The 15482-nt window shown below is 75.5% G+C and carries 12 protein-coding genes and 1 pseudogene; 7 read left to right on the plus strand and 6 right to left on the minus strand.

Translation table 11 applies throughout. From position 1 onward, the window contains the following. Positions 1-30 precede the first annotated feature (30 nt). Positions 31-2823 carry an FAD-binding and (Fe-S)-binding domain-containing protein gene (locus tag LQ51_RS24230; RefSeq protein WP_046569446.1) on the minus strand — a complete coding sequence of 931 codons (2793 nt, stop codon included), beginning with the start codon at positions 2821-2823 and terminating at the stop codon, positions 31-33. A 189-nt stretch (positions 2824-3012) separates the two neighbouring features. Here LQ51_RS24230 and LQ51_RS24235 point away from each other — a divergent pair, with 189 nt between their 5' ends. From LQ51_RS24235 to LQ51_RS24260, 6 genes are all read left to right on the plus strand, one after another. After that, positions 3013-3864 (plus strand): S1 family peptidase, encoded by an 852-nt coding sequence (locus LQ51_RS24235; protein ID WP_046569447.1) that lies wholly within the window; start codon positions 3013-3015, stop codon positions 3862-3864. 242 nt (positions 3865-4106) lie between these two features. Further along, a complete protein-coding gene (gene lanKC, locus LQ51_RS24240; protein ID WP_046569448.1) occupies positions 4107-6728 on the plus strand; it encodes a class III lanthionine synthetase LanKC in 2622 nt (873 codons plus the stop codon). A gap of 72 nt (positions 6729-6800) precedes the next feature. Continuing rightward, a complete protein-coding gene (locus LQ51_RS24245) occupies positions 6801-6920 on the plus strand; it encodes a SapB/AmfS family lanthipeptide (RefSeq protein WP_046569477.1) in 120 nt (39 codons plus the stop codon). Positions 6921-6994: 74 nt separating this feature from the next. Next, positions 6995-7114: a SapB/AmfS family lanthipeptide gene (locus LQ51_RS24250; protein ID WP_046569449.1), complete on the plus strand. Its 120-nt coding sequence runs from the start codon at positions 6995-6997 to the stop codon at positions 7112-7114. Between the two features lie 65 nt (positions 7115-7179). Further along, positions 7180-8847, plus strand: coding sequence for an ABC transporter ATP-binding protein (locus LQ51_RS24255; protein ID WP_046569450.1), 1668 nt, complete (start codon positions 7180-7182; stop codon positions 8845-8847). Continuing rightward, a complete protein-coding gene (locus LQ51_RS24260) occupies positions 8844-10619 on the plus strand; it encodes an ATP-binding cassette domain-containing protein (RefSeq protein ID WP_156313210.1) in 1776 nt (591 codons plus the stop codon). Before LQ51_RS24255 ends, LQ51_RS24260 begins: the two co-directional genes overlap by 4 nt. Here the strand turns inward: LQ51_RS24260 and LQ51_RS24265 are convergent. The 5 genes from LQ51_RS24265 to LQ51_RS24285 form a co-directional block, all read right to left on the minus strand. Then, entirely contained in the window at positions 10549-11157 is a 609-nt protein-coding gene (locus LQ51_RS24265; protein WP_046569451.1) for a response regulator transcription factor, read from the minus strand. The genes LQ51_RS24260 and LQ51_RS24265 overlap by 71 nt on opposite strands. A gap of 114 nt (positions 11158-11271) precedes the next feature. Further along, positions 11272-11925 (minus strand): response regulator transcription factor, encoded by a 654-nt coding sequence (locus tag LQ51_RS24270; protein WP_156313211.1) that lies wholly within the window; start codon positions 11923-11925, stop codon positions 11272-11274. 144 nt (positions 11926-12069) lie between these two features. After that, entirely contained in the window at positions 12070-13170 is a 1101-nt protein-coding gene (locus LQ51_RS24275) for a hypothetical protein (RefSeq protein WP_231605862.1), read from the minus strand. A 54-nt stretch (positions 13171-13224) separates the two neighbouring features. Continuing rightward, on the minus strand, positions 13225-13992 hold the full coding sequence (locus LQ51_RS24280; RefSeq protein ID WP_046569482.1) for an aminoglycoside adenylyltransferase domain-containing protein: 768 nt from the start codon (positions 13990-13992) through the stop codon (positions 13225-13227). Positions 13993-14035: 43 nt separating this feature from the next. Further along, positions 14036-14971: a diacylglycerol/lipid kinase family protein gene (locus tag LQ51_RS24285; RefSeq protein WP_046569455.1), complete on the minus strand. Its 936-nt coding sequence runs from the start codon at positions 14969-14971 to the stop codon at positions 14036-14038. A 140-nt stretch (positions 14972-15111) separates the two neighbouring features. Between LQ51_RS24285 and LQ51_RS24290 the strand changes: the two are divergent. After that, a pseudogene (locus LQ51_RS24290) lies at positions 15112-15482 on the plus strand (hypothetical protein); the annotation flags it as partial.

Consider the following 15482-nt stretch of genomic DNA (forward strand, 5'->3'; position numbering starts at 1 on the left):
CCGGCGAATGCTACCCGCCGGCGCCGCCCGTCAGGCGGTCGCGTCGGCCAGCAGCTCCAGCAGGTGCCGGTACGGCTGCCCGGTGGCCCGGGCCAGGCCGATCTCGCAGGTGCGGTTCACCGAGGCGTACCCGTCGAAGGGGCGTCCGGCGACGGCGGTGGCCTCCGCCCGGGTGGCCGAGGCGGTCAGCTCCGGGTGCAGCAGGCCCCGGTCGCCGGCGAAGCCGCAGCACTGCCAACCGTCCGGCACCACCACCTCGTCGGCGATCGCCCCGGCCACGGCGAGCAGCGCCTCGTCCAGCCCGAGGCGGGTGGACGAGCAGGTCGGGTGCAGGGCGAGCGAACCCAGCCGGCGGCGGACCGTGAGTCGGGGCAGCAGGTCGGTGGCGGCGTACCCGACGGCATCGACCACCCGCAGGTCGCCGGCGTCGGCCAGCAGCCGGGCGAACCCCTCGGTGCACGAGGCGGCGTCGCTGACCAGGGGCAGCGCCCCGTCCCGGCTGGCCGCCCGCAGCGCCGGCGCGACCCGGTCCTGGACGGCCCGGTAGCCGGCGGTGAGGCCCTTGGACGACCAGGGGGTGCCGCAACAGGTGGCGGCGATGCCGGCCGGCACGAGCAACCGCACCCCGGCCCGCTCGGCGAGGGTCAGCAACGCGGCCGCCACCCCGGAGCCGCCCTCGGCGGGCCCGAAGAGCGTGCCCAGGCAGGACGGCACGAACACCGCGTCCGGGTCGTCGACCAGGTGCGGACGCCGGGCCGCGCCGCCGCCCGGCAGGTCGCGGCGCCACTGCGGCACCCGGTCCGCGCCGAGCACCGCGCGGGCGACCCGGGTCGCCGTCTCGGGCAGCGCGGGAGGCAGCGCGCCGGCCAGGTCGAGGCCGCGGGCCATGCCCCGGGTCGCCGCGCCCCAGCGCCGGGCCGCGCCCCGCCAGCCGGCCTGCGTCAGCGCGCCGTTGGCCTCGGCACGCAGCCGCTTCACCAGGTCACCGGTGTTGATCAGCACCGGGCAGGCGGTGGCGCACATCCCGTCGACCGCGCAGGTCTGCACCGCGTCGTAGTCGTACGCCCGCTCCAGCTCACGGGCCAGGGCCAGGTCGCCGTCGGCGCGGGCGGCGGCGATCTCCCGGCGCAGCACGATCCGCTGCCGGGGCGTGGTGGTGAGATCGCGGCTGGGGCAGACCGGCTCGCAGTAGCCACACTCGACGCAGCGGTCCACCTCCTCCTCCACGGTCGGCACGGTCTTCAGGTGCCGCATGTGGATCTCCGGGTCGTCGCTGAGCAGCACGCCCGGGTTGAGCACGCCGGCCGGATCGCAGAGGGCCTTGAGGTCGCGCATCACGGCATAGAGCTCGTCGCCGAACTGGCGCCGGACGTACGGGGCCATCACCCGGCCGGTGCCGTGCTCGGCCTTGAGCGTGCCGCCGTGGCCGAGCACCAGGTCGACCATCTCCTCGGTGAAGTCGGCGTACCGGGCCGGCGCCGCGCCGTGGGAGAACCGCTCGTTGAGCATGAAGTGCAGGTTGCCGTCCTTGGCGTGGCCGAAGATGACGCTCTGCTCGTACCGGTGCCGGGCGAACAGGTCGGCGAGCGCCGCGCAGGTGTCGGCGAGCGCGCCCACCGGGACGGCGATGTCCTCCAGCAGCGCGGTGGTGCCGGACGGCCGGGCACCGGCCACGGCGGCGTACAAACCCTTGCGGATGTGCCATAGCGCGGCTCGCGCGGCCGGTTCCCCGCTGAGCCGGGCCGGCGTGGTCAGCGGCAGGTCGGCCAGCACCGGCCGGGCCGCCGCCACCCGCGCGGCGAGCGCCTCCGGGTCGGACTCCTGCCACTCGACCAGCAGCGCGGCGTGCTCGCGCACCGCCAGGCCGCGCAGCGCGGCGTCGGCCTTCGGATCGGTCTGCGCGACCCGCAGTGCCGCGGCGTCGAGCAGCTCGATCGCCGCCGGCCCGGCGGCCACCAGGGCCGGCATCGCGGCCATCGCCGCGCCCAGGGTGTCGAAGACCAGCAGTCCGGTCGCGGCGTGCCGGTGCACCGGCACGGTACGCAACGTCGCCGCCGCCACGAAGGCGAGGGTGCCCTCGCTGCCCACCACGAGGCGGGTGAGCAGGTCGGCGGGGGTGTCGTGGTCGAGGAAGGCGTTCACCCCGTACCCCATGGTGTTCTTCATGGCGTACTGGGCGCGGATCCGGCGCACCGAGTCCGGGTTGCCGCGGACCCGGTCGCGCAGCCGCAGCAGCCCGGCGTGCAGCTGCGGCTCGGTGGCGCGCAGCCGGTCGTCGGCGTCCGGGGCGCCGGTGTCCAGCAGGGTGCCGCTGGGCAGCACCAGCAGCACCGACTCCAGGGTGCGGTAGGTGTTGAACTCGGTGCCGCAGGTCATCCCGCTGGAGTTGTTGGCCACCACGCCGCCGACCGTGCAGGCGGACTCGCTGGCCGGGTCCGGGCCGAGCCGGCGGCCGTACCGGGCGAGCCGGGCGTTGACCTGCCGCAGCACCACTCCCGGCTGCACCCGTACGCGCCGGCCCTCGTCGAGCACCTCGAGGTCGCGGAAGTGCCGGCGGGTGTCGACCAGGAGCTGGTCGGTGACGGCCTGCCCGCTGAGGCTGGTGCCGCCGGAGCGGAAGGTCAGCGGGGTGCCGGTGCGGTGGCTGTGCCGCAGCAGCGCGGCCACCTGCCCGGCGTCGGCGGGGGTGACCACCGCGCTCGGGTGCAGCAGGTAGTGCGAGGCGTCGTGGGCCAGCCGCAGCCGGTCCGCGGCCCGGGTCGCCACCCCGCCCGGCACCGCCGCCTCCAGTCCGGCCCGGGCCGGCCCGCTCAGCTCCACCATGTCGCCGCACCTCCCCCGCTGCCACCCTAGTCAGCGCCCGGCCGACACGCCGTTCGCCCCTTGTCCCGGCATCGACCCGGGTGGATACTCGCCGCACAGCGTTCGCCGAGGTCACACCCCGAACGGATCCCGGCGACCCGGCATGGACGCCGACGCAACCGGCGGCCTTCACCGTCCGAGGAGAAGACCGTGAGTATCCGCCGAAGCCGACTGACCTCCCTGCTCGCCGCGACCGTCGGCCTGGTGGCCGCCGGCGCCTTCACCGGGCCGGCCTCGGCCGCGCCCAGCTACACCGCCGGCCAGCTCGCCCAGGTCGACGCCGCCGTCGCGGCCTCCGGTGTCGACGGCCTCGCCTGGCGGGTGGACGCCGCCGCCAACCGGGTGGTGGTGACCGCCGACGAGAGCGTCTCCGCCGCCGAGCTGGCCAGGCTCAAGAAGAGCGCCGGCGCCGCGTCCGGCGCGATCCGGGTGGACCGGGCCCGGGGCACGTTCCGCCCGCTGCTCTCCGCCGGGAACGCCATCTACGGCGGCGGCTACCGCTGCTCGCTCGGCTTCAACGTGGTCAAGGGTGGGGTGTACTACTTCCTCACCGCCGGGCACTGCGGCAACGTCGCCAACACCTGGTACACCAACTCCAGCCAGTCCACGCTGATCGGCCCGACCGTCGGCTCCAGCTTCCCGGGCAACGACTACGCCCTGGTCCGCTACGACAACGCCGGCCTGAGCCACCCCGGCGGCTACACCGCCGCCAACGCGTTCGTGGGTGAGGCGGTCAAGCGGACCGGCTCCACCACGGGCACCCACAGCGGCACCGTGACCGCGCTCAACGTGACCGTCCGCTACCAGGGCAGCGGCACCGTCAAGGGCATGATCCAGACCACTGTCTGCGCCGAGCCCGGCGACTCCGGTGGGGCGCTCTACGACGGCACCAAGGCGCTCGGCATCACCTCGGGCGGCAGCGGTGACTGCAAGCGCGGCGGCACCACGTTCTTCCAGCCGGTCACCGAGGCGGCCAGCGCGTACGGCGTGACCGTCTACTGAGTCCACCGCCGGCGATCGGCCGGCCCGCGAGACCCGCACCAGCCCCGCGCCGGTGCGGGTCTTCGCGTGTCCAGGACGGACCCCGGCGCACTGCTGATACGGCGTTCGCGATTTTAAACTCCGCCATTGTCACGAATTCGGGGTGCGAACATCACACACCGGTCATGACCGATCACACTTTGCTCCGTCCTCCGCCGTCCGCAGGATTGACCTCACCCGATCAGCCGGTGGAGGCAGACGACATGGACGAACGGTACGACTCGTACTGCGCGGTCGATCCGCTGTTCTACGACTCGCTCGCCAGCTCCGCCGCCGAGGCCCCCGGCTACCTGACGGACCGCCGGCCGGCGCCCGGTTGGGAGCGCGAGAGCAAGGATGACTGGCTGATCCACGCGCCGATCGGCGGCTCCCTCCCGCCCCAGGGGTGGAAGATCCACGTGTCGGCCCGGTTGGACAACGCGGAGCGGGTGCTGGCCCGGGTGATGGACTACTGCCAGCCCCGCGGCATCCCGTTCAAGCACCTGCGCGGCCCGCGGATGCTGCTCATGCGCAACAGCAAGTACGCCCGCCGGGCGGCCAGCGGCAAGTTCATCACCGTCTACCCCCGCGACGACGCGGAGCTGGAGCTGACCGCCAAGGAGCTCGCCGCGCTGCTCGACGGGGAGACCGGACCGTACATCCTGAGCGACCTCCGCTACGGCGACGGCCCGGTCTACCTGCGCTACGGCGGGTTCGCCGCCCGGTACTGCCTCTCCCCGGAGGGCCAGGTCGTGCCGGCGATCGAGGACGCCACCGGCACCCTGGTGCCCGACCGACGCGACCCCGTCTTCCACGTGCCCGACTGGGTGACCCTCCCGGACTTCCTCGCCCCCCACCTGGCCGCCCGGAACGCCGCCACCACCACCGACCTGCCCTACCGGATCGACAAGGTCATCCACTTCTCCAACGGCGGCGGCCTCTACGAGGCCCGGGACACCCGCACCGGGGACCGGGTGGTGCTGAAGGAGGCCCGCCCGCACGCCGGGCTGGACGCCACCGGCGCGGACGCGGTCACCCGCCTGCGCCGGGAGGCCGAGACGCTGCGCCGGCTCGCCGACGTGCCGCACCTGGTGCGGGTGCACGACGAGTTCAGCTTCGGTGGGCACGAGTTCCTGGCGCTGGCGTTCGTCGCGGGCCGCCCGCTGAACCAACTCGTGGTGGAGCGCTACCCGCTGGTCCACCTCGACGCCGACCCGGACGCGTACACCCGGTGGGCCCTCGAGGTGCACCGGCAGGTCGCCGAGGCGGTCGAGGCGATCCATGCCCACGGCGTGGTCTACGGCGACCTGCACATGTTCAACATCATGGTCGGCGACGACGGGGACGTCACGCTGATCGACTTCGAGGTGGCGACCCCCGCCGCGGCGGCCACCCGGCCGGCGCTGCGCAACCAGGCATTCGCCGCGCCCCGCGACCGGACCGGCTTCGAGGTGGACCGGTACGCCCTGGCGTGCCTGCGGCTGGCCCTCTTCCTGCCGCTGACCGCGATGCTGCGGCTGGCGCCGGAGAAGGCGGCCCACCTCGCCGAGGTGGTGGCGGAGCACTTCCCGGTGCCCCCGGACCTGCTCGACGAGGCGGTCGCCGTGATCCTCGGCCGGACCGCGACCGAGGTCGGGACCCCGGCCGGGACCGAGACCCGGACCGGAACGGAAGCCCGGGCCGTCGACCGCTGCCCGGACCGGCCGAGGATCGACCCGGACGACTGGCCGGCGCTGCGCGACCGGCTGGCCACCGCGATCACCGCGAGCGCCACCCCGCACCGCGACGACCGCCTCTTCCCCGGCGACATCCGGCAGTTCGCCGGGGCCGACGGCGGGCTCAACCTGGCCCACGGCGCGGCCGGGGTGCTCTGGGCACTGCACGCCAGCGGCGCCGGCACCGACCCCCGACACGAGCAGTGGTTGCTCGACCGGGTACGGGAACCGGCCTCCGGCAGCCGGCTCGGCTTCTACGACGGGCTGCACGGCGTCGCGTACGTACTGGACCTGCTCGGGCACCGCACCGAGGCGGTACGGCTGCTGGACCGCTGCCTCGACGAGCCGTGGACCGAACTCGGCGACGACCTGATGAGCGGGCTGTCCGGCGTCGCGCTCAACCTGGCCCACTTCGCCGGCCGCACCGGCGACGGGCGGTACGCCGACGCGGCGCGGCGGGCGGTCGACCTCGTCGTCGGCCGGCTCGGCGACGTCGAGTCGGTGGCCGAGATCAGCGGCGGCCGGCACCCGTACGCGGGGCTGTTCCGGGGCGGTGCGGGCGTGGCGCTGATGCTGCTGCGGATGTACGAGCTCGACCAGGACCCGAGTCTGCTCGAGCACGCGGCGACCGCGCTGCGGCAGGACCTGCGCCGGTGCGTCCGGCGCGACGCCGGCCACCTGGAGGTCAACGAGGGCTGGCGGACCATGCCCTACCTCGGCGAGGGCAGCGTGGGCATCGGCCTGGCGCTCGACCAGTACCTGCGCCACCGCGACGACGAGGACCTGCGTGCCGCGGCCGAGGCGATCCGCCGCTGCGCCGACTTCCCGTTCTACGCCCAGTCCGGGCTCTACGCCGGCCGCGCCGGCATGGTGACCTATCTGGCGGCACGAGACGAGGTCGAGGCGGCGCGCCGGCAGGCTCGGCTGCTCAGCTGGCACGCGCTGCCGTTCCGGGGGGTGATCGCCTTCCCCGGTGACCAGTTGCTGCGGCTCTCCATGGACCTGGCCACCGGCACCGCCGGCGTGCTGCATGCCGTCGCGAGCACCCAGCCGGCGGGCACCGGCCTGCCGTTCCTGTCGCCCCTGCCCGGCGCCACGCCGGCCGGGCCGACCCCACCGGCCGGCGGTTGACCGGCCCACCCAGCTCCCCGGGGGTCACTCCGGGGCGATCCGACCCGACGCGTACGGAAGGAGGTGAACGACATGGCCCTGCTCGACCTCCAGGGGATGGAGCTGCCGGTTGCCGAGCGCCACGGCGGGGGCAGCCAGGCGAGCCTGCTGCTCTGCGGCGACAGCTCGCTGAGCATCACCACCTGCAACTGACCCGGTGGCCATCGACCGGATGGCCGCGCCACCAGATCCGACCAGCAGTCGACACGAGAGAAAAGGGGAACATCATGGCACTGCTCGACCTCCAGGGCATGGAACTGCCGGCCATCGAGCGCAACGGCGGGGGCAGCCAGGCCAGCCTGCTGCTCTGCGGCGACAGCTCGCTGAGCATCACCACCTGCAACTGACCTCGGTTCGCCTGGTCCCGGGCCGGCTCGCGCCGGTCCGGGACCGCGCCCTGCGTGGAGGTGCGATGACCCCGGCCGACCGGCTCCTCTGGCGGGCCGTCGGGTCCGCCGGCTGGTGGACCCCGATGCTGGCCGTGGCCACCGTGGCCGTGGCGGCGGCCGAACTGGCGCTGCCCGCGGCGCTGGGCCGGGCGGTCGACGCCGCCGTCGGCACCACCGCCGGGGAGTCCGCCACCCGTTGGCTGGCCGCCGTTGGTGGACTGGTCGTCCTGCTGGTCTGCGCCGGCGCGGTGCGGGACTACGGCACCGGCGCGGCGAGCGCCCGGTCCGTCGCCGACCTACGCCACACGCTGACCCGCCACATCCTCGCCCTCGATCCCCGGGCCGCGGCCCGCCACCCGGTGGGCGACCTGGTCGGTCGACTGGTCGGCCAGGTGGCCGACGCCGGGCAGGCGGCCCCGACCATCGTCCTGGCGGGCACCGTGCTGCTGCCCCCGGTGGGCAGCCTGGTGGCCCTCACCATGATCGATCCGTGGCTCGGCGCGACCTTCGTGGTCGGGTTGGTGCTGCTCGGCGTGCTGCTGCGCGGGTTCGTCGCCGACGCGTCCGCGGCGGTCGCCGGCTACCAGCGGGCTCAGGGGCACCTTGCCGGGCTGCTGGTCGAGGCGCTAGCCGGCGCCCGGACCATCGCCGCCGCCGGCACCATCTCGCAGGAGGTCGACCGGGTCCTGACCCCGGTCGGTGAGCTGCGGCACCACGGCACCCGCACGTGGACCGTGCTGGCCGGGGCGGCGACCCGGGGCGCGGTGCTCAGCCCGATGCTGCAACTGGCGGTCGCCGCGGTCGGCGGCCTCTCCCTGGCCGCCGGACGGCTGACGCCGGGAGACCTGCTGGCCGCTCTCCAGTACGCCGCGCTCGGCGCGGGCCTGGGCACCGTGGTGAGCGCCCTCAACAAGGCCGTCCGGGTGCGCGCCGGCTGCCGCCGCGCCGCCGAGGTGCTCACCGAACCGGCCCGCCGCTACGGCGACCGCACCCTGCCGCCCGGTCCCGGCTGCCTGGAGCTGCGCGGGGTGAGCGTGCTGGCCGACGACGGCCGGACGCTGCTCGACGGGGTGGACCTGCGGGTGCCCGGCGGCGCCCTGCTCGCCGTGGTCGGCCCGTCCGGCGCCGGCAAGTCGCTGCTCGCCGCCGTCGCCGGCCGGCTGCGTGACCCGGACGCCGGGCAGGTGCTCCTGGACGGTGTCCCGCTGCCCGAGCTGACCGCGGCAGCGCTGCACGCGGCGGTCGGCTACGGATTCGAACGGCCGGTGCTGGTCGGCGAGACGGTGGGGGCGGCGGTGGGCGGCGGAGCCGACCCCGTGCCGCTGGCCCGGGCCGCGGCCATCGACGACTTCGTCGAGCGGCTGCCCGACCGGTACGGCACGCCGTTGACCGAGGTCGCCATGTCGGGCGGGGAGCGGCAGCGACTCGGCCTGGCCCGGGCGCTGCGGGCCGAGCGGCTGCTCGTCCTCGACGACGCGACGTCCAGCCTGGACACCGTGACCGAGTACCGGGTCAGCCGGGCGCTGACCGACCGGTCGGACGGGCGTACCCGGGTGGTGGTGAGCCATCGGATCGGCACGGCGGCCCGGGCCGACGTGGTGGCCTGGGTGGCCGGCGGGCGGATCCGCGCGGTCGGACCGCACGCCGTGCTCTGGGACGACCCCGGCTACCGGGCGGTGTTCCGGTCGTGACCACGGTCGCTGCGCTGCTGCGGGCCACGCTGTGGGAGCGGCGGGCAGGGCTGGCGCGGCTGGCGGCCTGGTCCGCGGCCGAGGCGCTGCCCGCGGCGCTGACCGGACTGCTGACCGCGCGGGCCGTGGACGCCGGCTTCCTGGCCGGCCGCCCGACGGTCGGGCTGCTTTGGCTGGGCCTGCTCGGCGCCGCCGTGCTGGTCGGCGCGGTCGGCACCAACCGGGCGTACGCCTGCCTCGGCGACGTGGTCGAGCCGTTCCGCGACGACCTGCTGCGCCGGGTGGTGGCCGGCGCGCTGGCCGGCGCGGCCGACGGCCGGGTCGACGACGCCGCGGTGGGCCGCCTGACCCACCAGGTGGAGATCGTCCGGGACACCTGGGCCGGGCTGCTCACGGTGGTCCGCGGCTTCCTCTTCGCCGCCTGCGCCGCGATCGTCGGGCTGTGCTCCCTCGCCGCCCCGGTCGCCCTGCTCGTCGCCGTGCCGGTGCTGGCCGGTCTCGGCCTGTTCGCGCTGGCCGTGCCGGCGATGATCGCCCGCCAACGGGAGTACGTGCACACCGACGAACGCCTCACCCGGGCCGCGGTCACCGCGATCACCGGCCACCGCGACGTCGCGGCCGGCGGCACCGGCGACCAGGTGACCCGATGGTTGGGCCGGCAGGTGGACGCTCAGGCCCGGGTGGAGCGGCGACTGGCCACGATGGCCGTCACCCGTGGGTTGAGCCTGGCCGTCGGCGGCTGGCTGCCGGTGCCGGTGGTGCTGCTGGCGACCCCCTGGCTGGTCCGGCAGGGCCTCGGGCCGGGCGCGGTGCTGGGCGCCCTGGTCTACGTCGTCCGCGGCGTGCAGCCGGCCCTGCACACCCTCGTCCAGGGGGTGGCCGCCGGCGGGCTGCGGTTCACCGTCACGCTGGACCGGTTGCTGGGCAGCTGCGTACCGGCCGCCGCCCCGGCCCGGGCGAGGCGGGCCGGGCGACCGGGCCGGGCCGCGCTGTGCCTGCGGGGCGTGACCTTCCGGTACGGGCCGCACGCCGACCCGGTGCTCGACGGCTTCGACCTCGACGTGCCCGACGGCGACCACCTGGTGGTGGTGGGCGCCAGCGGGATCGGCAAATCGACCCTGGCCGCGTTGATCGCCGGGGTGCTGCGCCCGCAGTCCGGCACGGTCGAGGTGGCCGGGCTGCCGGTGGCCGAGGCGGTGCCCGCCGAGCTGGCCCGGCACCGGGTGCTGATCCCGCAGGAGGCCTACGTCTTCACCGGCAGCGTCCGGGACAACCTGCGCTATCTGCGGCCCGACGTGGCGGACCCGGAGATCGTGAGGGCGGCGGCCCGGCTGGGTCTGTCCGAACTGGTGGACCGGCTCGGCGGGCTAGGCGCGACGCTGCGGCCGGCCGGTCTGTCCGCCGGGGAGCGTCAGCAGCTGGCCCTGCTGCGCGCCTGGCTCTCGCCGGCCGCCCTGGTGATCCTCGACGAGGCCACCTGTCACCTCGACCCGGCCACCGAGGCGCGGCTGGAGACCGCGTTCGCCGAGCGTGCCGGCACCCTCGTGGTGATCGCGCACCGGGTCAGCTCCGCGCTGCGCGCCCGCCGGGTGCTGCTGCTGGACGGCCACCGCGCGCTGCTCGACAGCCATTCCGGGCTGCTGGCCCGTTCGGCGGCGTACCGCGAGCTCGTCGGCTACTGGGCGGGCGGGGCGGAGCCGGTCAGATCCAGCCCGACTCGCGGGCGATCCGCACCGCTTCCAACCGGGTCCGCGCGCCGCACTTCGCCATGATCCGGGACAGGTGGTTGCGCACCGTGCCCGGCGAGACCGCCAGCTTCTCGGCGATCTCGCGCACGGGATGCCCCTCGGCCGCCACGTCGAGCACGTCCCGCTCGCGATGGGTCAGCGGGCTTTCGGCGACCTCCAGCGCCGCGACCACCAGCTCCGGGTCGAGCACCAACTGCCCGTCGGCGAGCAGCCGTACGCCCTCGGCGATCCGCTGTGGCGGCACGTCGCGGCTGAGGAAACCGACCCGGCGTCCGTGCTCGGCGAGCACCGGACCGACCCGGGCGGCGCGGCGCTGCTCGACCAGGATCAGCAGCCGGCCGCCGCCGGCGGGTCGGGCGGCGGTGATCCGGGCCAACTGGTGCAGGGGCACCAGGTCGGCGTCGACGACCGCGACGTCCGGGCGGTCATCCCGCAGCGCGTCCCGCAACGCGTGAGCGGTGGCCGCCCCACCGATGATGTCGATGTCGCCCTCGGCGGCCAGCAGCTGGGCGAGGGCCTCCCGGACCAGTCGACCCTTGAGCGCGAGCAGCGTTCGTATCATGGCGACTCCCAGACACGACCCCCCCGATTCTGACCAGACGTCGGCGTCTGATGACGGACCGTCACGAACCTAATCGAAGATGACCGCTGCGCGACACCCCTGTCCTGCGTGTCGTCAGATCCAGCACGCCTCCCGGGCCCGCTCGACGGCCTCCCAGCGGTTCCGCGCGCCGGTCTTGCGCAACAGGCTGGACACGTGGTTGCGCACCGTACCCGGAGCGAGGTGGAGCAACTTGGCGATCTCCCCGGTCGGCAGCCCCTTCGCCGCCGCCGCGGCCACCTCGCGCTCCCGCTCGCTCAGCGGGTTCACCGCCGCGTCGAGGGCGGCCAGTGCCGTCAGCGGATCGATCATCCGCTGCCCGCCGGCGATCGTCCGCAACAGCTCGACCAGTTCCTCCGGCGGCACGTCCGTGGCGACCACCCCGCGCACCCGCGCGCCGAGAGCCCGGCGCAGCGCTCGGGCGGTCCGGCGGGCGGTCAGCACGACGACGGCGCAACCGTCGACATCCGGGCCGCTGACCACGGCCGGGTCGTCCACCGCGTCGAGGTCCACCAGCAGCAGTGCCGGACGGCAGGCGGCCAGCAGCTCCGGCACGTTCCCACCCGGCTCGGTCTGGCCGACCACCTCGAAGTCCGCCGTGGCGGCCAGCACCGCCACCACGGCGGTCCGCAGCAGTCCCGGCTCCGCGACCACCGCGACGCGCACCGCCGCCGGCTGCGCGCGACCCGGCCCGGGCACGGATCCCATCTGATCGCGTACCTCTTCCACGCCGACACCTTGCCCCGCGACACCGGCCCATAGTCGCCCTGCTCGGGAACCTCCCGTAGTGCGGACACCAGCCCGGCGGGACCCCCTGGGCAGGCGCGTCATCCGCTCCCTCGGAGCCCGCCGCGGGCCGGCGACGGTGGCCGGTCAGCTCTGCCGCAGCGCCGGCATCGGGACCGGGACGGCCAGCGCGGTCGCCCCGGCGCCGGCGCCCCTCTCGCAGGTGTTCGGCGGCACCGTGCCGATGCCCCGGGTGGCGGGACGTTCGGCGGCCCAGAACATGAAGCCGAGCAGGCCGGCGCTGGTGCCCGCGCCGTGCGGCGCGACACTCTGCACGTACGGGGCGGCGGCCTTCTGCACCGAGGTGGCGTAGTCGACGCATTCCGGCAGCGGCTTGCCGCCGTAGGCGAGATAGATGCCGCCGGTGAACTTGGCCGGGGCCAGCGGCGGCACCGGCGGGCTGAACTGCGCTTTGCCGTCGATGTGCTCCTGCCAGTTCGCCTGCGCGGTGCTGGCCGAGGCGGGCCGCGCCGACACCATGGCGTTGGCGTAGTCCAGGACCGGGCTGTCGGTGCGCAGCCAGTCGGCGGTGGCCTTGCGGTTGAGGGCGATCAGCCAGCGGTCGCCGGCGGCCACGTCGATGGTGAGCCGGGCCTGCGGTCGGGTGCCGGTGGCGTCGTACGGGTGGACCGCCCGGTAGGCGTCGATGAAGGCCTGCAGGCCGGCGAGGTTCGGGTCGGTGTTCTGCTCGTAGTCGATCTCGATGCCGACGCCGAGCCGGGTGGCCACGGCGGCGGCCCGCTGGCCGAGCAGGGCGGCGTTCTCGGCGAGGGCGGCGTCCCAGTCGTCGGTGTAGGTGATGCCGCCGATGGATAGCATCACCCGCACGCCGCGCGCGGTGAAGTACTGCACGATCTCGGGGGTCATCCCGCGCGGCACGCCGTCGAGGGTGGCCGCGTCGGTGCTCTGGTGCAGCAGGTCGAGCGGGTTGACGAAGCTCAGCACCACCAGGTTGACCGAGGGCCGGCCGTCGCCCCGGTCGATGATCCAGTGGTTCTGGCTGTCGAACTCCGCGACGCTGCGCGGGGTGCTCCAGGTGCAGAAGTCGTTGCCGCAGTGCCAGGCGCCGTAGACCTGGATCGGGGTGGCGGCCGTCGGGGCCGGGCCGGGCGGTGGCGCGGCGGCGGCCGGGGCGGCGGTGGCGAGGGTGAGCAGGAGTGCGGCGGCCAGGGCCAGGGAGCGACGCATGATGACCTCCCGATCAATCAGTACGCCTTGTTTACAGTCTGATGCTGACCGGCGTCAATGCATGCCGGCGACCTGCGCCCGGACCCAACGCTGGAACGCGCGGGCCTCCCGGCCGGTCGGCGGCGGCCCGCCGTGCCGGGCCGCGATCGCCCGCGCCACCAGGTCGGCGTGCCAGCCCTGCCCGATCACCCACCGGCCGGCGTCCACCTTCGACAACCAGGTGCCGGAGCGGACCCGGGCCAGTGCCCGGCAGGCGCCCAGCACCGCGTCCTCGCTCCCCGGGGCCGGCCCGTCCGGGGCGGGCAGGGCCAGCCACCAGTCCTGCGCGGTGCGGATCAGCCGGCGCAGCGCGGCCGGATCGGGATCGGCGAACACCTCCGCGGCGGGCGGGCCGAGCAGGGCCAGGCCGGACTGGCGCAGGATGCTGCGGTCCAGGGCGTACCAGAACCGCCCGTCGGCCACCGGCCGGTCGGCCGGGTCGTAGGTGGCCCGGAACGGCATGGTGGCGCCGGTGTTCAGCTCGACCTCGAAGCCGGGCTCGGCGGTGCCGCTGGCCGCCACGTCCCGCCGGTAGCCGACCAGCTCGAGGCCGCGCGCCGGGCAGGGCAGCGCCTCGTGCCGCAACCGGTCGACCAGGGCACGCTTCGCCGCCGCGTCCACCGGGCCGGCGACCACCAGCGCCACGTCCACGTCGCTGCGCCCCGGCTGGTACGCGCCCAGCCCCACCGAGCCGGCCGCGTACGCCCCGACCAGGTTGTCGCCGAGCACCGCCCGGCCCCGGGCGACCAGCTCGGTCAGGTAGTCGCGCAGCCGCTCGTCCATGCCGGCCATCCTGCCGTCCGGCCGCCGGGCGCACCGCCGCGGGTCAGCCGGCCGGTTCGGGGCAGCAGACGGTGAGCGCGGCGGGCACCGCCTTCACCTTGAGCCGGCGGGCCGTCGTGCGCGCCCCGCCGTCCAGCTCGTACGTCTTGGGTTCGGCGAACCGGACGGTCACCTTGCGGCCGCGGGTGATCCGGACGAACGGCGACTCGTCGGACCGGCCGGCGGCCATCCGGCTCAGCGTGCGGGCCCAGTCGACGGCGCCGCTGGCGGTGGAGACCCCGATCTCGAGGGCCCCGTCGTCGGGTCGGGCGTCGTCGAACGCCGGGATGCCGCCGGTGATCGTGCCGACGTTGCCGAAGAGCACGCAGCTCGCCTCGCCGTCGAACCAGTCGGCGCCGTCGACCCGGATCCGGGTCCGGACGCACTCGCCCCGGACGTGGCGCAGCCCGGTCCAGACGTACGCGACCCGGCCGAGCCGGCCCTTGAGCTTGCGGTCGGCCTCGCGGATCAGGTCCCCGTCGAAGCCGGCGCCAGCCATCACCGCGAAGTGCTCCCCGTTGAGCCGGCCCAGGTCCAGCCGGCGCCGCCGGCCGTGCAGGGCGATCCGGACCGCCTCGGGCAGGTCGGCGGGGATGCCGAGGTTGGTGGCGAAGAGGTTGGCGGTGCCGGCCGGGAGGATGCCCATCGGCACGTCCGATCCGGCCAGCGTGTCGGCGCAGCGCTGCACCATCCCGTCGCCGCCCCAGACCAGGATCAGCTCGGCGCCCCGGTCGAGCGCCTTGCGCACCTTCTTCGGGGCCTTGCGGCTCTTCGGCACCTCGTACCACAGGAGCGTGCCGACCCCGGCGGCGACCAGGCTGGCCCGCAGCTCGTCGAGGCCGCCGCCGAACGTCTTCTTCCGGTGCGCCACGACCGCGACGACGCCGGCCGGACGGGCGGGGGCGGCGGTGGCCGGGCGGTCGACGGTGGGTGTGCTCATGGCCCGGCTGGTACCCCACCGCCGGATCGCTCACGCCTGTCCGCGCGACGACACGGCCGAATCGGATCAGAGCGCTCTGTGATCGGGACGCCGCTTTCGGTAGAGTACGGTCGCCGGCGGACGGCCGGAGGGGGTCCGGAATGACACGACGGAGCAGGGGTCCGACCCGGGTCGCGCTGCGCCTGGGGCTCCTGCTCGGCGGGGTCGTCGCCGCCTGGGCCGGTCACGAGATGGCCACCTCGACCCCCGCGCACGCCGCCGAGCGGCCGCCTCCGACCCCGGTCACGGTGACCGTCCACCTGGTCCGCAGCGTGCTCGGTCCGGTGCTGGGCGGGTTGCCGGGCGGCGGCGCGACCGGGCCCGACGCCGGGCCCGCCACGTCCCCGGGCCGGTCCACGCCGCTGCCTGGGGCGCCGGCCGGTCCCGGCGCCCATCCGGCGGCCGCCGGCCCGACCAGCCGTCCCGGCACGCCGCCAGCGGCCGCGCCCGGCCGGCACCCCGGACCGCGCAC

It is taken from the genome of Micromonospora sp. HK10 (assembly GCF_000982955.1).
Taxonomy (GTDB): Bacteria; Actinomycetota; Actinomycetes; order Mycobacteriales; family Micromonosporaceae; genus Micromonospora.